Annotated in this window: 22 protein-coding genes and 1 pseudogene; 8 read left to right on the forward strand and 15 right to left on the reverse strand. The window is 54.5% G+C overall.

Going from position 1 to position 17,974, the window contains the following annotated elements; all coding sequences use genetic code 11:
- Positions 1–527 precede the first annotated feature (527 nt).
- Positions 528–926 carry a hypothetical protein gene (locus FPZ49_RS35760; RefSeq protein WP_186445847.1) on the forward strand — a complete coding sequence of 133 codons (399 nt, stop codon included), beginning with the start codon at positions 528–530 and terminating at the stop codon, positions 924–926.
- A gap of 103 nt (positions 927–1,029) precedes the next feature.
- Here FPZ49_RS35760 and FPZ49_RS15570 read toward each other — a convergent pair whose 3' ends face one another.
- A complete protein-coding gene (locus tag FPZ49_RS15570) occupies positions 1,030–1,185 on the reverse strand; it encodes a DUF1540 domain-containing protein (RefSeq protein ID WP_144848275.1) in 156 nt (51 codons plus the stop codon).
- Positions 1,186–1,471: 286 nt separating this feature from the next.
- Here FPZ49_RS15570 and FPZ49_RS15575 point away from each other — a divergent pair, with 286 nt between their 5' ends.
- Together FPZ49_RS15575 and serS are read left to right on the forward strand one after the other, a co-directional pair.
- Positions 1,472–1,795: an SPW repeat domain-containing protein gene (locus FPZ49_RS15575; protein ID WP_144848277.1), complete on the forward strand. Its 324-nt coding sequence runs from the start codon at positions 1,472–1,474 to the stop codon at positions 1,793–1,795.
- A 303-nt stretch (positions 1,796–2,098) separates the two neighbouring features.
- Positions 2,099–3,376 (forward strand): serine--tRNA ligase, encoded by a 1,278-nt coding sequence (gene serS / locus FPZ49_RS15580; RefSeq protein ID WP_144848279.1) that lies wholly within the window; start codon positions 2,099–2,101, stop codon positions 3,374–3,376.
- A gap of 130 nt (positions 3,377–3,506) precedes the next feature.
- Here the strand turns inward: serS and FPZ49_RS15585 are convergent, their stop codons facing one another.
- Positions 3,507–3,755 (reverse strand): hypothetical protein, encoded by a 249-nt coding sequence (locus tag FPZ49_RS15585; protein ID WP_222429915.1) that lies wholly within the window; start codon positions 3,753–3,755, stop codon positions 3,507–3,509.
- 68 nt (positions 3,756–3,823) lie between these two features.
- Here FPZ49_RS15585 and FPZ49_RS15590 point away from each other — a divergent pair, with 68 nt between their 5' ends.
- Together FPZ49_RS15590 and FPZ49_RS15595 are read left to right on the forward strand one after the other, a co-directional pair.
- A complete protein-coding gene (locus FPZ49_RS15590; RefSeq protein WP_144848281.1) occupies positions 3,824–4,126 on the forward strand; it encodes a hypothetical protein in 303 nt (100 codons plus the stop codon).
- A gap of 59 nt (positions 4,127–4,185) precedes the next feature.
- Entirely contained in the window at positions 4,186–4,719 is a 534-nt protein-coding gene (locus FPZ49_RS15595; RefSeq protein ID WP_261381436.1) for a DinB family protein, read from the forward strand.
- An 87-nt stretch (positions 4,720–4,806) separates the two neighbouring features.
- Here FPZ49_RS15595 and FPZ49_RS15600 read toward each other — a convergent pair whose 3' ends face one another.
- The 6 genes and pseudogenes from FPZ49_RS15600 to FPZ49_RS15625 all read right to left on the reverse strand — a co-directional run bounded on the left by FPZ49_RS15600 (position 4,807) and on the right by FPZ49_RS15625 (position 9,007).
- The gene (locus FPZ49_RS15600) at positions 4,807–5,670 is read right to left on the reverse strand and encodes an MBL fold metallo-hydrolase (protein WP_144848283.1); all 864 of its coding nucleotides are present in this window, start codon (positions 5,668–5,670) and stop codon (positions 4,807–4,809) included.
- A gap of 75 nt (positions 5,671–5,745) precedes the next feature.
- On the reverse strand, positions 5,746–6,300 hold the full coding sequence (locus FPZ49_RS15605) for a nucleotidyltransferase family protein (protein WP_315899183.1): 555 nt from the start codon (positions 6,298–6,300) through the stop codon (positions 5,746–5,748).
- 45 nt (positions 6,301–6,345) lie between these two features.
- On the reverse strand, positions 6,346–7,353 hold the full coding sequence (locus tag FPZ49_RS15610; RefSeq protein WP_144848285.1) for a phosphotransferase: 1,008 nt from the start codon (positions 7,351–7,353) through the stop codon (positions 6,346–6,348).
- Between the two features lie 26 nt (positions 7,354–7,379).
- Positions 7,380–7,538: pseudogene (locus FPZ49_RS15615) on the reverse strand (LysE family translocator); the annotation flags it as partial.
- Between the two features lie 51 nt (positions 7,539–7,589).
- Entirely contained in the window at positions 7,590–8,006 is a 417-nt protein-coding gene (locus FPZ49_RS15620; RefSeq protein ID WP_144848287.1) for an NUDIX hydrolase, read from the reverse strand.
- A 38-nt stretch (positions 8,007–8,044) separates the two neighbouring features.
- On the reverse strand, positions 8,045–9,007 hold the full coding sequence (locus tag FPZ49_RS15625; protein ID WP_315899184.1) for a sensor domain-containing diguanylate cyclase: 963 nt from the start codon (positions 9,005–9,007) through the stop codon (positions 8,045–8,047).
- Between the two features lie 122 nt (positions 9,008–9,129).
- On the opposite strand from FPZ49_RS15625, the gene FPZ49_RS15630 reads away from it, so the two are divergent.
- Positions 9,130–9,903 carry an SDR family NAD(P)-dependent oxidoreductase gene (locus FPZ49_RS15630; RefSeq protein WP_144848289.1) on the forward strand — a complete coding sequence of 258 codons (774 nt, stop codon included), beginning with the start codon at positions 9,130–9,132 and terminating at the stop codon, positions 9,901–9,903.
- 93 nt (positions 9,904–9,996) lie between these two features.
- On the opposite strand, the gene FPZ49_RS15635 is transcribed toward FPZ49_RS15630, so the two are convergent.
- Positions 9,997–11,067: a branched-chain amino acid aminotransferase gene (locus FPZ49_RS15635; protein WP_144848291.1), complete on the reverse strand. Its 1,071-nt coding sequence runs from the start codon at positions 11,065–11,067 to the stop codon at positions 9,997–9,999.
- Between the two features lie 133 nt (positions 11,068–11,200).
- Here FPZ49_RS15635 and FPZ49_RS15640 point away from each other — a divergent pair, with 133 nt between their 5' ends.
- Together FPZ49_RS15640 and FPZ49_RS15645 are read left to right on the forward strand one after the other, a co-directional pair.
- Positions 11,201–12,091, forward strand: coding sequence for a LysR family transcriptional regulator (locus FPZ49_RS15640; RefSeq protein WP_144848293.1), 891 nt, complete (start codon positions 11,201–11,203; stop codon positions 12,089–12,091).
- A 147-nt stretch (positions 12,092–12,238) separates the two neighbouring features.
- Positions 12,239–12,646 (forward strand): CBO0543 family protein, encoded by a 408-nt coding sequence (locus tag FPZ49_RS15645; protein WP_315899187.1) that lies wholly within the window; start codon positions 12,239–12,241, stop codon positions 12,644–12,646.
- A 172-nt stretch (positions 12,647–12,818) separates the two neighbouring features.
- Here FPZ49_RS15645 and FPZ49_RS15650 read toward each other — a convergent pair whose 3' ends face one another.
- The 6 genes from FPZ49_RS15650 to FPZ49_RS15675 form a co-directional block, all read right to left on the reverse strand.
- Positions 12,819–13,397, reverse strand: coding sequence for a TMEM175 family protein (locus FPZ49_RS15650; RefSeq protein WP_144848297.1), 579 nt, complete (start codon positions 13,395–13,397; stop codon positions 12,819–12,821).
- The gene (locus FPZ49_RS15655; protein ID WP_144848299.1) at positions 13,394–14,356 is read right to left on the reverse strand and encodes an ankyrin repeat domain-containing protein; all 963 of its coding nucleotides are present in this window, start codon (positions 14,354–14,356) and stop codon (positions 13,394–13,396) included. Before FPZ49_RS15655 ends, FPZ49_RS15650 begins: the two co-directional genes overlap by 4 nt.
- Before the next feature lie 52 nt (positions 14,357–14,408).
- Positions 14,409–15,962 carry a solute symporter family protein gene (locus FPZ49_RS15660; protein WP_144848301.1) on the reverse strand — a complete coding sequence of 518 codons (1,554 nt, stop codon included), beginning with the start codon at positions 15,960–15,962 and terminating at the stop codon, positions 14,409–14,411.
- Positions 15,963–15,995: 33 nt separating this feature from the next.
- The gene (locus FPZ49_RS15665) at positions 15,996–16,298 is read right to left on the reverse strand and encodes a DUF485 domain-containing protein (RefSeq protein ID WP_144848490.1); all 303 of its coding nucleotides are present in this window, start codon (positions 16,296–16,298) and stop codon (positions 15,996–15,998) included.
- 186 nt (positions 16,299–16,484) lie between these two features.
- Positions 16,485–17,144 carry a thiaminase II gene (gene tenA, locus FPZ49_RS15670; protein WP_144848303.1) on the reverse strand — a complete coding sequence of 220 codons (660 nt, stop codon included), beginning with the start codon at positions 17,142–17,144 and terminating at the stop codon, positions 16,485–16,487.
- A 20-nt stretch (positions 17,145–17,164) separates the two neighbouring features.
- Complete coding sequence (locus FPZ49_RS15675) at positions 17,165–17,971, reverse strand: energy-coupling factor transporter transmembrane component T family protein (protein ID WP_144848305.1); 807 nt, start codon at positions 17,969–17,971, stop codon at positions 17,165–17,167.
- Between the last annotated feature and the right edge of the window lie 3 nt (positions 17,972–17,974).

Raw genomic sequence — 17,974 nt, forward strand, 5'->3', positions numbered from 1 at the left:
GGACGGGACGGGCCGGGACGGGACGGGACGGGACGGGACGGGACGGGACGGGACGGGACGGGACGGGACGGGACGGGACGGGACGGGACGGGACGGGACGGGACGGGTAAGGCGGGGAGCCACGAGTGGCTCGCAACGCGGAAAAGCCGCTTTGCGAGCGGGGCTGGGACGCCTCGCGCGGCTCGCAAAGCGGAAAAGCCGCTTTCGAGCGGAGCTGGGGCGCCTCGCGCGGCGGGCAAAGCGGAAAAGCCGCTTTCGAGCGGGGCTGGGGCGCCTCGCGCGGCTCGCAACGCGGAAAAGCCGCTTTCGAGCGGGGCTGGGGCGCCTCGCGCGGCTCGCAACGCGGAAAAGCCGCTTTCGAGCGGGGCTGGGGCGCCTCGCGCGGCTCGCAACGCGGAAACGCCGCTTTGCGGACGGGGCTGGGGCGCCTCGCGCAGCTCGCAAAGCGGGAAAGCCGCTTTCGAGCGGGGCTGGGGCGCCTCGCGCGGCTCGCAACGCGGAAAAGCCGCTTTGCGTGCGGGGCTGGGATGCCTCGCGCGGCTCGCAACGCGGGAACGCCGCTTTCGAGCGGGGCTGGGGCGCCTCGCGCGGCGGGCAAAGCGGGAAAGCCGCTTTCGAGCGCAGCTGGGGCGCCTCGCGCGGCTCGCAACGCGGAAACGCCGCTTTGCGGGCGGGGCTGGGGCGGCGCCTTCAGTTCGTCGATCTATGCGCGGCTTGTGCCGAAGCATCTGAGAGGCCGCGTCATGTCCGCACACCTCTTGGTCGGGGGAGCGCTGCAGCCGGCTGGCAGCCTGATAGGCGGGGCGGTGTCCAGCCTATATGGCATCCCTTTGCTATTTGCCGCGGCAGGGGCGATCCCGATGCTCACCGGAGCCATCGCCTTTTTCTCCCCGGCCCTGCGGGACATTGACGGGGAGCTTAGTTGAGCGCTTGATCCAACTGCAGGCACGCAAAAATAAGCTGCCTCCAGGCAGATCCACGGATCCCGCGCGGAGGCAGCTTCATTTTACAGTACACCGAAGGTGCAGATTACAGCTTGGACTCGAATGTTTTACAGTCCGTTTCTTCTGAGTGACTGGCCTGCTTGCCGCGATTGCTCACCACATAGATCGAGGAAGCATTGCATTGATTGCCCGCAGCCCAGTATTTACAGGAGTTTACTTCGCATAAGACGTCTTTTGCCATGATTTAGTCACCTCCTTTCATATAGGCTAGGATCGGTTTAGAAACGCATCGTTTATACATTGTGCAGGAAAAAAGCAGCCTAACGTAACGCTCATCTCGCACATTTCCTCCTCCGAATTTTGGTGCTCCTCATTCCCATGGCTTGATTGTGAACAAACTAAGGTCCTTGGGGGGAATTGGGTCATCTCTAATGCACCGTAATGCGCTTATAGTCTCTAACTTTTTTGTAACCGTTTGCATATAATGAGAGTAGGATCCGAACTCAGTGGGTAAGGAGGTGCTAATCTTGAATACTAGAAACGTCCTCGCTGCTCTTATTGGTCTGTTTTTCGTGTTTGCACCTTGGCTGCTGGGGTTTACCGACGAGGCCGGACTCGTTCGGACGAGCGTTTTTCTCGGTGCGGTGCAGTTCATCACCTCCATCCTAGCCTTCGGCAAATACGGGTGGAACACCTGGCAAAACTGGATTTCATTCATCTCCGGCGTCGCTTTTATTATTTTTCCGTTCGCCTTTACGCTTGGGTGGGGGATCACCGTGATCTATATTTTCCTCGGCTTCGCCACCGTGCTGCTGAACTTCTACAATATGAATGCAGAGAAGGCCTCTTGACGACCAAAGAGGCTTTCTTGTCTGCCCCTTGAAAACGGCGGCCAAAACCGCTATACTACATAAAAATTGATACCGACATCAGGCCTGTGAAGAGCATCCAACTCGGAGGCGTTCTCGTCAAGGGGTTCTAACGTCCCCCTAAGTTTACCGGATTCCGCCCGTTACTGCGGAGCTAAGTGGATTGAGCAGCCCGGCTGTTCAGTCAATTTGGGTGGCACCGCGAGTTAAGCGCTCCTCGTCCCATTGGGAAGAGGGCGCTTTTTGTATTTTTTTCCCAACTCGTCACAAAGGAGCGCGGTGCAAATGCTGGACATGAAATGGATTCGAGAACATGCGGATGAGGTGCAAGCAGTCGCTTATCACAAAGGAATGGAGCTATCGATCGCAGAGCTGATCGCGTGGGATGACCAGAGACGCCACATTCTACAAGAGGTGGAGCAAGGACGGCAGGAACGCAACAAGCTGTCGCTAGACATCCGAAGCCTGATCGCCAAAGGCGACCACGAGGCGGCCGAGCAGCTGAAAAGCCGCGTGAAGGACATCAACGGCAAGCTCACCACCTTAGAGGAAGCGCTGGCCGAAGCTGAAACGCAGCATCAGCAGCTTCTGATGCGGGTGCCTAACATCGTATCGCCGGACACCCCCATCGGCCGATCGGACAAGGACAACGTAGAAATCAAACGAGTGGGTGAAGCCACCGTCTTTGATTTTGAACCCAAAGATCATGTGGCGCTCGGCGAGCTCCATGCCATGATCGATCTCCCCCGCGGGGTGAAAACCGCCGGAACACGCAGCTACTACCTCAAAGGCGCCGGTGTCCTCCTGCATCGCGCGGTGCAGCAGCTCGCCTTAGATCTGCTGCTGGACAAAGGCTTCACCCTGCTGGAGGTCCCGCTCATGGCACGTACCAAGATGCTGACGAATACGGGATTTTTTCCGCTCGGTGAGGATCAGACGTATCGGATCGCGGGCGAATCGAAATGGCTCGTCGGAACATCCGAGGTACCGCTTGTCTCGTTTTATAGCAACGAGATCGTTGATGCAGCGGAGCCCATTCGGCTGGCAGCCGCCTCGACCTGCTTCCGCAGCGAGATCGGCTCGGCCGGCAGGGACGTCCACGGCTTATACCGCGTGCATCAGTTCGCCAAGGTCGAGCAGGTCGTGATCTGCGAGAACAGCCTGGAGCGCTCGGAGCAGCTGCTGCAGGAAATTACGCACAACGCGGAGGAGCTGCTTCGTCAGCTCGAGCTGCCTTACCGCGTCATGGCCGTCTCTACCGGCGACATGTCGCAAAAAACCTACAAGCAATACGACATCGAAACCTGGATGCCCAGCCGGCAAGCGTACAGCGAGACGCACTCGTCGTCGAACCTGCTCGACTTTCAAGCCCGTCGCTCGAACATCCGGTACCGCGATGCCGCAGGCCGCTTGCAATACTGCTTCACGCTGAACAATACGGCCGTGGCGTCGCCCCGCATCCTAATTCCGCTGCTGGAAAATCACCAGCTGGAAGACGGAGCCATCCGGATCCCGCAGGCGCTGCGCCCTTACATGAACGGATTGGAACAGCTTGTCCCTTAAGCCCCACAAGCCATGCCGAGAAGCCCTCCGTCCAAACGAATGCAAAACGAAGGGTTTCCGTGCCGCGGTGATCGCCTCTTTTTTACACGTTCGTTTCCGGGTATGATAGGGTTAGCCTGCTACCGCTTCCTTATTGTCCGGGATAGCACGGCGGGAAGGGTATAATATCGCGAATGTCGTTGAACGAGTAATGGAATGTGGCGAACTGCGACTGATATAAATATTGCATCACGTAGACTTGGCCTGAATGAACGCTGCACAGGATGCCGGAGACGCCTTGCCCGTTTTTGAGCGAGATGCCGACCGGTGTGCCTCTCAGACGCATCGCTTTTTGTTCGATCGGGTTATGGGATGGCCAGGGTGGCCGAGGTCCATACATGAGTGGTCCCCCCTTTATGAAAATAGTCTAATGTCATTGCACTACACTATATGCGAGGAGGAAGCGAAGTGGCATTCGGGATCAAACGAAGCGAATTGACGCAGTGGAAAGAGGCAGTGTCCAGGGGCGAAATTGCTTTTTTGACGCATTTTTGGCTGGAGCCCCGGTTTCCGGGCATTACGACCGTCACCAAGGTGGGCTGTGCGGATCTCGACCGGCTTGCGGCATGGTGCCAGGCGAATGGCTTGAACCCAAACTACATTCATCGCCGCGAGCCCTTCCCCCACTTCGACCTCATCGGACCGAAGCAAATCGAAATTTTGAAAAAAGAGCGCTTATGGGATCAGCTAGAGCGTTTCCGACTGCTTTAAGGCGCCCAGAGCCAGCATATACATGACATGGAGAAACAAAGCCGAGGAGGCGAAAACCCATGATTACACTGCTGGAGCTAGAGCCATTTCTGGATACGAAGCGCACCGAACTGCTTGCCGCGATTCGAACGTTTGGCGCGCACGAACAGGCCTTGACCGAGTATGAGGGGGGCTGGAATGTGGCCAACATCGTAGAGCACCTGATCATCATTGAGCAAAAAGTGATCGAAGAGGTCGATCGGCTGTTCGCCATCGCCCCCGTTCGGCCAAGTGAGCCTCTGGAGGCCAAGGACGTCGACATTACAGAGCTGTTTCGCAGCCACGGGCTGCTTGGTGGCCGTAAACAAGCCCCGCCGGAAACCGTGCCGACAGGCTTATTGCCGCTAGAGGACGGCTTAACGGTGTTAGGCCACGTCCGGCAAGAGCTGAAAGGCTTTATCCCCCTGCTATTCCAGCGGGAGACGAATTCCATCGTCTCTGTGCATCCCTTGGGCGTGGAGCTAAACGTGTGCCAGTGGGTGCTGTTCAGTGCTTTTCACGAGTGGGCGCACATTCATCAGCTCAAGCGCATTCGGCAGCGGCATAGCGCATAAAAACAAAAACGGACATCAGCGAAAAGCTGGCGTCCGTTTTTGTTCTTGCGCCTAAACTGTTAAGCAGCTAAACGCCTTTGCTCCGCACTAGCGCACCCCACCACTCTCACTTTCACGCTCGCGCTCCTGCTTAAACACCATCAAATTATCCTCATGCCGGCGCCCCATACACAATCGGAAGCGGTAGCCCTGCGTGTCAAGGAACGCGTCAAACGCGCCCCGCTCCCCCGACTCCGACGCCGCCTCCGCTTCCACCAGCTCCAGATACGCATGCGAATCGCGGATGCGCTTCTGCAGCTCGGCGCCGTCCTCCGTCACACTGCCGTGGCCGGGCAGCAGCAGCTGCAGTCGCACCGTATCGCCCGCCGCAGCCGCCAAAGCCTCGAGCGTCCGCAGCGTGCTGCGGTACTCGGCAAAGCTGTGGTACACGAACGGAAACTCGATGTCTGACAAGTAATCGCCGGCGATCAGAATCCCCAGCGGCTGCACGACTGTGAGGATGCCATCCGGATTGTGTCCTCCGGCATCATAGAACGAGAGCGTCGTGCCGCCCACCTTCAGCGTCTCCCCCGCTCTGCAGACCACATCCGCCCGGGGGTAGTCAATCGCATAAGGACGGTCGATGTAATATTCATCGTCGTACCGCATCACTTCGCGCACGGCCGCCGCTCGATCCGTCCGCTCCGCGAATGCTTCGCCCGCCAGATGAATCGCATCGGGAAATGCGCCGTACCCTGCGATGTGATCAAAGTCCGAGTGCGTATACAGCACATATAGCGGCCTCTCGCCCCGGATGCAGTCCACGTAACCGCGAAGCTCGCTCACCTCATCGGGCAAATAGCCCGGATCGGTCACCAGCACAAGATCGTCCGTCTGAATGACGGCGCTATTCATAAGATAAAGTCTGCTTTGGTAAACGGCAATGTGCTCATTTGTAAACGACAGAGGCACAAGGTCGACCTCCTTTTCCTAATACATCCAGTCAGTACACCATGCGCTTATTTTGCCCCCCGACTTGAATCATCATTAGGAGTGAACCATGCTAAGGCGATGCCACGTTGCTTTCCAATTTTTTGCGGCGATCCGTTGTTCGTAGATCGTCCGTTTATCTTCCGACGTAAAAAATGGAGTGGGACGAACAATTAAATTGACTAAATCATCCACGCCATAAGGGGCAACTAAAGTCACATCCCCATTGGAATCAACATAAACTCCGATGGCCGTACAGACTTCAGTGAAATTAGCTAGTCCCTCAGCAGTTGAAGTGTAAGGGGCTTGACCGCTTTTGATATGCATTCGTGCCTGATTCTTTACAGACCAAGGAACCGAAGCGTCCAGTTCTTTAAGAATTCGTTCGTACTCTTTTTCAATGGATTCGTCGGTGTAGTCGGGGTCAAAATATACAACATCTACGTCAGGCAGACGTGTCTTTTTGAACCCGTGAAGGGAATCCCAGACTTTGGAGCGAACAAACCCTGCACAAACACACCAATCGGGTAAACCTAATGATTCTACGATTCGAAGGACATGCATCATGGGTTCATCATTCTGTATCAGCTTAATAATATCTTGCTGGTTCAACTGCAACCATACCTCCGTTTACGTTATAGACTTTTATACGCCGGCCTAGATGTCCCCTAGAAGATCGTCAAGCTGCTCCCATTGCTCCGCAATGTGTATCATTTCCTCGGCAAAGCGGGTAGGGACTACGCTGAACGATTCTAGCGACGGACGGATCCACCAGAACGATTCGACACACCAAACGTACTTGATCGCCTTCAAAAGCGCACCCTTTGGAAGCGAACGCACACTTCGGTAGCCTTCGATGAAAGCAAGCACCGCACCCGTACGGAACCCTTGCTCGTTAAGCGTGCCGGAAAGGACAGCTCGCCCAAGATCCAGCGTTGGAAACGAATAGCGTGCCCGGTCAAAATCAACAATGGCAGCCAGAGCGTCTCCTTCGAAAAGAAGATTGTCGGCCCACAGATCGAGATGGCTCCAGCCCGCCGTGGAAGGTGCCAAATCATCATCACCAAGCGAATCGATGATTGACTTTTGTAACCGCAGCGCGTTTCGAACACGCTCTGAAGCGTCTCTGGCTGCATCCCAGCCGGCCTCCCAGGTACGCTTCATCTCCTCGTGAGACAACCTCCAGTGCAGCTCCTCCGGAGGAACTGCTGCTCCGCTCCCTGATGCAGCCGCTAAGTCCCAAACCACATGCATCTCCGCGGAAGCCCGTCCGAGTGAGTACATCTGCTGCTCACCGATCATACCGGCAGGCACCATACTTCCCGGGCAGCACGTCATGACGGTGATATACCTTCCACACGGCAGGATATGCATACAACGTCCTTCCAGCGTCACGGGTTCAGGACAAGGTCCGCCCGATTGATAAAAAAGGAGCTGCAGCTGCAGCGCCGTTTCAATCTTCTCGCGAAACTCCAGGTCATGCATTTTATATCGTTTAGGGTGATAGCTTTTGACGAACAGCCGCCCCTTGTCCGACTCTACAATCCACTTCTCGTTCATTAGTCCGCGCCTTATGCGCTCGGTGGACAGCATCTCAGCTGGATAATGCTTTTTTAGCCAGCCCGCGATTTCTCTGACTAATTGATCCTCAGTCGCCATTTGCATTCACAGCCTCCAAGTCGACATTCTCGAATAACGGACAAGCCAAAAGCCGCAAGTAATGTATGTACGACGATCCCCGAACAAATCCCCAGGGTAGAATACATTCCGGCTTGTCTGCCTTGCAATATACTTCTACTCACTACATACATCGTATCCGTACCTGGAGTTAAATTTCTGTGATAATTTATTTATTCCCATTCCGCCAGGCACAAGAATTACGTCACACGGCAACAATCTTTCTAATCTATTAGTATTTTATCTTTGTACATATTTACTTGCTCAATCATATGCCCGATATTCCCCTCGCCAGCATATAAGCTCATATCAAAGAAATCTTGATTCAAATCGGACCAGTATAATTCATTCTCATCCCCTGCAATAAGGACGTCCCGCTTCAACTTCCCAACATAAACTTCAACATAGCAATTCTGAACATAATATTTAAAATCCATTAAATGAACTAGGGTCACATCCTCTTTCGAAATGCTGGTTTCCTCCATCAGTTCCCTATAGGCGGCGTCAATACCTGACTCTCTAGGCTCGATTTTGCCACCGACTAGATTGCTTAATCCCTTATATGGATCCTTTAATCGTTTGCACATTAGTAATTGGTTCAGCTCATTATTGTAGATCATAAGTACATTATAGCCTTGCATGACGCCGCCCTCCTGTTATCTCTCTCGAGCATACTTATTTACCAGCAATGCCTCCAAATTAACAAAAAATCTGATACCCATTCTTCCCGTTCGTTTTCGCCCGGTATAAGGCTATCCTTGAGCAGACGCTCCAACTCATGGCCCTTATCAGCGCAATAAGTGACAACACCGATGCTGGCGGATAAACGGAACTCCTTCAATTCGTTATCCCAAGTGGATACGTACGAAACTAACCGATCTGCCAGTCGACTAACTTCTTCCCTGGAGGTAACCTCCATGAGGGTCACGATGAATTCATCCCCGCCCAACCTCACGGCAAAGCCGTTGTGCTCCCTCACAAACCGTTCGAGTCTGGAAGCCACTTCTTTTAAAACGAGATCCCCCGCATCATGGCCGAGCGTGTCATTCACTTGCTTAAACCCGTCCAAGTCGAGATAAAATAAAGTCCCCCCAATCATAGAAATCTGTTTGAACGTCATATATAGGAATTGCCGATTATACAGTCCCGTTAAGGAATCCCTGAAGGCAATCCGCTCTAAATCCAAGTAATAGGAAAATAGTTTGGCTATTTTTTGAAGCAGGCTGATGCTTTTAAAATTAAATTCACTGGCTATAGACTGAGCAGCGCACAAGGTACCGAAGGCTTCCCCGTTGGTCAGAATGATGGGAATCCCAACATAGGAGTTAATATTCGCTTCCAGAAGTACCGTCCGAAGATCATCAAGGGTGGTTTCCTGACTCATATCTTCATAGATTAAGGGCTGATTTCGTTTAAAATCGATCCGATTGCAAACCGTTCCCTGAAGTGGAATTTTCATTCCTTCACTTAATCGGATGTCCGTATCCCGTTCGGAAAGCTTTAAAATCCATTGCTCACTCGCTGTAAACGTAGTTAAGTAAATTAATTTGTCCGGCAAAATATCTTTGGCCATTTCTAGGATGTCATTAGAAAGCTCATCAAAATTTTTAAACAGATCCAATTCAGTAACCAGCATCGACATATAAACACACCCCACACGAATAAATTACCAAGTACTAGTATATTATTTTTGGAAAAAAAAGAATAGAAACCGCCTTCATCCTATGGGTATAATGGAAAAAAACAGTAAAGGTGGATGATCTTATGCTGGGTCTGGAAAATAAAATCGTCGCGATCGCTGGCGGCAGCCGTGGGATCGGCCGGGCAACCGCGGAGCGGTTCGCTCAAGCTGGAGCTTCGGTGGTGATTGGGAGCCGAACAGAAACCGAGTTTACGGAAGCGGCCGATTCGATTCGGAAAATGGGCACAACAGCGTTAGGCCTACCCTTGGACGTTACGTCAAAGGAGAGTGTCCAGCAGTTTTTCAACCGGATTGACCAAGAGTTCGGTCGTCTGGATGTACTCGTCTACTGCTCGGGGATGAATCGCCGGGTGCCGGCAGAAGCGTATCCTGAAGACGCTTGGGACCAAGTGCTGTCAACCAATCTGAAGGGGGCATACCTTTGCTGCCAAGAAGCAGGCCAGCGTATGATTCAGCAGAAGGACGGGGCGATCGTTACCATCACCTCGATGACCTCTCATATCGCAACCCCGAACCAGAGCGCTTATGCCGCCACCAAGGGCGGGCTGCTTCAGTATACCAAGGTGCTGGCTGTGGAGTGGGGAAAGCATAACATTCGGGTCAACGCCGTCAGCCCGGGATATATTGAAACCGCTTTAAATGCGAATAATTTTCGTAATGAGACCTTTCGAAACAACGTTCTCAATCAGATGCCTATGGGACGTTTTGGAGGCACCGAAGAAATTGCCAACGCTGCCTGTTTCCTCGCATCGCCCATGGCTTCCTACATCACAGGAGCGTGCTTGCCGGTCGATGGAGGCTTCCTAGCAGGACATCCGAATATCATTATGCAGTAAGGAGCATCACGCTGAGCCGCGCTAACAGAATACGATCAAAAAAAGGCACCGTCCGCCATAGGGGACCGTGCCTTTTTGCTGTCTATTCAAATCCTACTCCACAGAAACCCGCCAGCCGAACGGATCCTCGAGCCGTCCAGTCTGGATGCCTGTCATCGTCTCGTACACGCGCGCAGATACCTCGCCGGTCGATCCGTTTCCAATCGTCAGCTTCTCGCCCTTCCAATACAGGGAGCCAACTGGAGAAATAACCGCCGCAGTACCGGTACCAAAAATCTCCTTCAAGCTGCCGTCCTTCTGTGCCTCCACCAGTTCGTCGATGGTGACGAGGCGCTCTTCCACCTCCAGCCCCCAGTGACGCAGCAGATGAATGACGGAATCCCGCGTGATCCCTGGCAGCAGACTGCCTGTCAACGCAGGGGTTACGATCTTGTCGCCAAGACGGAAAAATACGTTCATGCTGCCGACTTCCTCTACGTATTTACGGTGCACGCCATCGAGCCAAAGCACCTGTGCGCAGCCCTGTGCCGTCGCGCCCTCTTGCGCTTTCAGCCCCGCAGCATAGTTACCGGCTGTTTTAACATGGCCAACACCACCCGCCACCGCGCGAACATAATCGGATTCCACGTAGATCGAGACTGGCTTGATCCCTTCGGAATAATAAGAGCCGACCGGCGACATGATGATGATGAATTTATATTGCAAAGATGGCGAGACACCCAAAGCCGCCTCGGTTGAGATCACAAACGGCCTTACGTAGAGCGATGTCTCCGGCGCGTCCGGAATCCAGTCCTGATCAACCTGGACCAGCTGGCGCAGCGCTTCAAGCCCCAGCGCCTCATCGACTGCCGGAATGCTCAAACGGTCATTCGAGCGGTTCAATCGCTTCATGTTCATATCGGGACGGAACAGGACGATTTTACCTTCTTCGGTTCTGTAGGCCTTCAGTCCTTCAAAGATCGTTTGCCCATAGTGAAATACCTTGGCCGCCGGATCCAGCGTAATCGGCTGGTACGGAACAATTCGTGCATCATGCCAACCTAGACCTGCATCATAATCGAGAATAAACATGTGGTCCGTAAAATATTTCCCAAAGCCCAGCTCGCTGGCCTTCGGTCTTGGTTTAGGATTGGTGGTGCGTTCGATGCGGATCGGTTGTGTCATGTTACTTCCTCCTCAATGGATAGACTGTTAGATTGTTAATTGAATCGTAACCGCTTGCAGAGTATATTGGAAATATCTATTTTGTATAAATAATATACCTATATAGTATACAGCAAGGAGGCCCAAGTTTCGAATGGATTTTCGACAGCTTCGATATTTTCTTGCCGTGGCCGAGGAAGGACAAGTGACCGGCGCGGCCAAGCGCTTGAATATGGAACAGCCGCCGCTCAGCCGGCAGATGAAGCTTCTCGAGGAAGAGCTCGGCGTCAGCCTGTTCGACCGCAGCGGCAAGCGCCTGACGCTCACGCACGCGGGTGAGCTGCTGCGCTGCAGAGCCGAGCAGCTGCTGCGCCAATTCCAAGAGACGATCGAGGAGGTACAGGAGCTCGACGAGGGTGTCCATGGCACGCTCTCCATCGGCTCCGTCGTCTCTTGCGTCTCGCTGCTGCCCCAGCGGATCGAACGGTTCCACGAGCTGCACCCCCGCGTCACCTTCAAAATCCACGAAGGCGACCATTTTCTACTCGGGGAGCTGCTAGAGAAGCGGAGCTTGGAGCTCGTCGTCGCTCGCCTCCCGTTCGAAGCCGCCTCCGAGCCGGATCGCTATGCTGTCCTGCGGCTGCCTCCCGATCCATTCGTTGCCTTGCTTCCCAGCAGCTGGCCGCAAGCATCGGAAGAGCGCAAGCTGGAAATCGAGGCGCTGGCTCAATTTCCTTTTCTCAGCCTAAAGACCGATTTAACGACCGGCATGCACGACCAAGTGATGAAGATGTTCCACGAGTCAGGCCATGAGCCACACATTCTGTGCGAATCTTCCAGCGTCGCAATCCTACTCGCTTTGGTAGCCGCTGGCATCGGAGCAACGATTTTACCGAAATCCGTCCTCACATCCTTCCCACTGTCGAGTATTACGATGTATGAGCTGGCACACACCCCGTTTTACTCGGAGGTAGGCCTGATCTGGATCAAGGATCGCTACCTCTCCAAGAGTGCGCGGAATTTCATCGACACGTTCGTGGGATGAAGGCAGCCGGATATTCTTTTCCATTTTGGACATAACTGGATATAGAAAGATACAGTCCAAAGAAGAGTGAAAGGTCTTTTTATGCGGTTAAACCAATGGGTTGTAATCATCCTATCGATGTTCGTTTTTAACACGATCGCATTTACGATGAATAAAAAATTGAAGTTATCAGAGATTTACACAACGGTTGTCTTTTCTTTGTTTATTGTTGTTTTGACAGATGCCTACGCGGGCTTTCGGTTTAAAGCCTGGGGATTTTTCGAAGTGGAAAAAGTAGAATTCACTGCGTTGTTCATCATTTTAGGGATCTATCCGGCCGTAGCGGCAATGATTATTAATTGGTATCCCTATGAATCGGTCTGGTGGAAAAAATCGGGCTATTTTCTAGGATGGTCCCTTTTTTCCACCGCTTATGAATGGCTATGTGTAAAAACCGGCATTCTCTGGCACATCCATTGGAATTTGTACTATTCCTTTGTTTTATATTTATTGATCTACTACCTTTTTTTAATTCTCCACGTGCGGATTTACCGATGGATGCAGAAGAAGGAATAGCAAAAACGGCTGCCGAAGGGACCGGCAACCGTGATGCACTTTTTTAGCCAGGCCATTTCCATTAGGTTGTCGCGTTGGCCGCTTTCTGTATCGCGTATATCCCGAAAGTATAGATTCATTTTTCTCGCCTCCTCCACAATCCATACGTTGCAGAGGGGATAAAAGTTACATATTATTGGCCTTTCAAAAAATGCTCGATTCGTTTTTCCGGCACGACCCAGATCGCAGCCACGAGGACGTAAAAGAAGCCAGATACCCACGGACTCACATAGGCGGTCAAGATCGCAATCAAATAGAGAAAAGGAGATACCTTCACCTTCCAATCCCTGCCCATGGACTTAAAGATGGCGGAGTCGCCCGGATGCTGGTTGATGATGGCGAGCTGGAGCAGCTGGTAAGATATCGCGGCCAGCAGAAGAATGACACCATACAACGCCGTCGGGGCGGGTGCAAAATGACTTTCCCCCATCCACGCCGTCGTGAAAGGGATTAGAGACAGCCAAAAAAGCAAAATCAAGTTGAGCCACATCAGCCTCCCGTTCAGGGTCCGAATCATGTGCAGCAGGTGATGATGGTTATTCCAATAGATGCCGACATAAACAAAACTGAAGATATAGCTCAGCACTTTTGGTCCCAGTCCAAGTAACGCGTGCCAGTCGTGGCCGTCGGGTACTTTGAATTCCAGTACCATAATCGTAATGATAATCGCCAGAACGCCATCGCTGAACGCTTCCATCCGGTTCGCTTTCATTCGTTACACCTGCCTCCCCACTCCTGAAAATAAGCGGCGATGTCCGTCCGCTCGAGATAATTCGCCCAGCCGACCGGAGTCCCCTGGAACAGGCGGTCCTTGATGCTCAGGTCGGCCGCGGCCTCTACCAGCACCCGAACCGCGTCGAGGGAGCCCGAGTCCACCGCGTGGTGCAGCGCAGTCGCATGCGCGTGGAAGCCCGCCGGGCTGTACGCGTTCAGCTCGACGCCGCCCAGCCCGAGCACCAAGGCGAGCGCACGCGCCTTCCCGTACAGCGCTGCAGCGGTCAGAGCAAGCTGCCGTTCAGCGGCGCCGGCCGTTGCCCCCAGCTGCTTGGCAGCAGCCAGGCGCCCCGTGCAGACGGCGACCGGCAGCGTCAAGGGAGCGCCCCGCTCCAGCAGCCGCTCCACCGCTGCCAGCTCGCGATGCGCCAGCGCCGGCAGCACGGCCCCTGCGGGATCGGCCTTCGCGCTGACCAGCACATCGATCAGCTTAAGCTGCAGCCCGCATTCGCGCGGGACGCGGCCGGAGCATACGAGCCCAAGCGCATAGTCGAGCTGCTCGGACAGACTGTCCACCCGCTCGCGTTCCGCCGCGCGGATGAGGGCTTGCGCCACCTCGGCAATGTTGCCGGGTAGCTTCTCATTGCGAATCGGGTTTTCCGCGATGAACCACAGCAAATACGGCTCACGAAAATAGCCTTCGCCGTAGCCTGCCGCCCGTTCCTGAAGCAGCGACGGATGCTTGGCCAAGAGCCGCTCCAATTCACCCACGTTCCCTTCATCGATGGCAGCCACCGCACTGCGAAATCGCGGTTCAACCGTCTCTAATGCTTCCTTCCAATTCATGCACCTGCACCTGCTTTCAGTCCAATAAATAGATAGCCAAATTATACCATACTGTCCGGGCAGCTGCGTGCTTTTTCGTTGAATTGGTGGTGCCTCCAAGTGCCGCAACAAATAAAAGAGGCCTGCCGCAAAACATTGCGACAGACCTTCCCCGAGCCCCCTATCACTCCTCCACAGGCTGAATGCCCGTATGCGCACGAACCACGATCTCGTCGAACTTATCCGAAGCTGCAGCCGGTACCTCCTTTTTCGAGCTCAGTAAGGTGCCGACAAACGCCCCAAGGAAGCCGAGCGGGATCGACACGATGCCGGGATTAGCCAGCGGGAACAGCGGTGCGCCGACGAGGATCGCTTTACCCGCGTCCGGGCTCCACACGCTCGGACTTAGCACAACGAGCACGATCGCGCTGATCAAGCCGACCAGCATGCCCCACACCGCCCCTGTTGTGTTAAACCGGCGCCAGAAAATCGTGAACAGCAGCACCGGTAAATTCGCGCTCGCTGCAATGGCGAAAGCCACGCTGACGAGAAACGCCACATTCAGCTTTTGAGCGAACAGCGACAGCAGAATCGACAGCACCGCCACGCCGACGGAAGCCCAACGGGCAACGCTCATCTGCTCCTTTTCATTGGCATCGCCCTTGCGGATGATGTGCGTGTAGAAATCGTGGGCAAACGCCGACGCCGCCGACAGCACGAGCCCCGTCACCACCGCAAGAATGGTCGCGAACGCCACCGCCGAGATGAACGCAAAGAAGAAGTCGCCGCCCAGCGCCTTAGCCAGCAGCGGTGCCGCCATATTACCGCCCTTATCCGCCGCCAAAATTTGATCGTAGCCGACAAACGCCGCCGCGCCAAACCCTAGGAAGATTGTCATCACATAGAAGATCCCGATCAGCCATGTCGCGTAAACGACCGAGCTTCTAGCTGTCGGCGCATCCTTAACCGTAAAAAAGCGGATGAGAATGTGCGGCAGTCCCGCCGTCCCCAGCACCAGCGCGAGGTTGAGCGACAGCGTATCGAGCGGGATTTTATACTTATTGCCCGGATTGAGAAACGCATCCTTGAGCGGCGTCGCCGTCTTCATCTGCGCGAACATGTCCGTAATGCTGAAGTTGAACTTGGCAAACACGATCAAGGAAATGATCAGCGTCCCGCCCATCAGCAGAATCGCTTTGACGATCTGCACCCACGAGGTCGCCCGCATCCCGCCGAACACCACGTACACCGTCATCAGCACGCCGACGATCAGCACCGAGGTCGTATAATCGAGCCCCAGCAGCAGCTTGATCAGCGAACCTGCCCCCACCAGCTGCGCAATCATATAAAAAATCGAGATGACCACCGTGTTCAAAGCTGCCACGCCGCGCACCTTTTTATTGTCAAAGCGCGCCGCAATCATGTCCGCCATCGTATATTTACCCAAATTCCGCAGCGGCTCGGCCACCAGGTAGAGCACCACGAGATACGCCACCAAAAACCCGATGCTGTAGAAAAAGCCGTCAAAACCGACCAGCGCGATCGTCCCCGCAATACCGAGAAACGATGCCGCCGACATATAGTCCCCCGCTATCGCTAGCCCATTCTGCCACCCCGTAAGCGTGCTGCCCGCCGTATAAAACTCGCTGGTCGACTTCGTTTTTTTCGCCGCATAGTAGGTGATGACCAAGGTGAGCCCGACGATCACCAAAAATAAAATAAACGCCGTCGTATTCATAAGCGGTCCCCCTTCAATGGTTCTTCAAATGGACTATCGCAGCTCCTTACGAATATCCTCCACCATCGCGTCGTAGGCGTTCGCCTTCCGGGAGTAAATGCTGCAAAGCACCCACGTCATAATGAATTGCGAGAATGCGAACACCCACGCCCAGCTCACAGGTGAAAAGGCCGGGGTATTCAGCACGGTGGTGTAGGAGGTCAGAATCGGCAAGACAAAGTAATACGCGAAAAAGAAGATCGACATCGGCAGCAAAAAGCTTTTTTTCCTCGCCAGCAGCGCTTGAAACTTGGATGACTGAGCCACTTCGGAATAACTCCAGGCTTTGGCTTTCATCATTTTTCCCTCCGCTCAACCAGGTTATGGAAACGCTTACAATATTCATTATATTTATACCTTTGTCCAAAAATGCTATGCCCTTGACATGATGGAGAAATGATTTTTATACGATGCCGATCTCATTTCAGCAAAAAAAGCGTCCGACCAGGACATGTTGCCGTCCCGATCGTCCGCTCTCTTATTTTATACAGGCCAAGCTTCCTTCCGGTAAGCCATGTCCCAGAACATATACTCATAGCGGCTGCTGATGATAAAATGGCGCTTCATCCGCTCCCGATCCGTCTCCGACGCCTGCTCGGCCAGCTCGTCCAATCGAGCGATCTGCTCCTCCACGAGCTCCCGGAACCATTCGCCACCGTAGGCCGCGATCCACTCCTGGTAGATCGGCTCAGCCGGTGTGCACGATTGCAGCCGCTCTCCAATCTCATAATACAGCCAGTAGCAAGGCAGGATAGCCGCGACGATATCGCCGAGCGATCCATGCGCCGCTCTGAGCATATGCGAAGTGTAGGCATAGGAGGTCGGCGCCGGCTCGAAGGCCGCCTTCTCTTCCTCGGTAACCCCCAGCTGCTTCGAGAATTTCGCATGCAGCGACAGCTCGGCACCGTAGGTCCCCTGCGCATGCACGGCCATCCTGTTCACGGTGAACAGGTCGGTCGCTTTCGATGCGCCCAGCGCCTGCACCCGGGCAAATTGCGATAAGTAATACGCGTCGTTCAGTACATAATAGCGGAAGCAATCGAGCGGCAGCGTGCCGTCGCCGATCCCCCGTACAAAAGGATGCTCGAAGCTGGCCTGCCAGCTGGCATCCGCCGCTTGGCGTAACTGTGCGGAAAATTTCATCGTTCCGATTCCTCCCCGAATTAAAACACTTTATAGCTGACATCCCCGACGTGAAACCATGGGACATGCCAGCCGAGCCAGGCAGCCGCTCCCCAGAGTACCGCTAGCACTCCGGCCATCAGCGCGTCGCTGACCGACCAGCCCAGCGTATAGTAGAACGTCCGCTTCGCCGACGACGAGAAGCGCTTGGCCTCCATCGCCACAGCGATCCGCTGCGCCCGGCGAATGCTCTGCGCGAGCAGCGGAATCGAGTGCCGCTTGAGCGATGCCAGCAGGCCGCTTAGTCCCCGAGGGGGCTTCACGCCCCGCACCTTCAGCGCCATCTGCAGCGTGCGGTACTCCGCCCAAATCATCGGCAGAAGCCGGAGCGCGGCCATAAAGCTGTACGCGTATTTGGGCGGCAGCCGCAGCTGCTGCATCAGCGAATAAAACAGTGCGACCGGGCTCGTGGTCAGCGCGAACAGCAGCCCGATCAGCGCCATATCGACGGTCTTGAGGCCGATGTGTATCCCGCGGAAAAAGCTTTCTTCTGTCACGTGCACCAGCCCCCAGCGGAGCCAGGTCGTTGACCCTTGACCGAAGAACACCATGGAGCTGGCGGACGACACGAACATCAGCCCAAACGGCAGCGACAGCAGCAGCAAGCGGCGCGGCGAATGACCGGATGCAGCGAACAGCAGCACGATGTACATCCAGGTCACATTCGTTAGCACATTGATGTTGTCCGTGAAGAGCGCCAGCACAAACATGAGCACGCTCGCCACCAGCTTAAAGCTCGGATTGACGCGATGCAGCCACGTCTCGCGAAAAGACCATGCGAACGGCATCGC

Source organism: Paenibacillus cremeus (assembly GCF_007786445.1).
GTDB lineage: Bacteria > Bacillota > Bacilli > Paenibacillales > NBRC-103111 > Paenibacillus_G > Paenibacillus_G cremeus.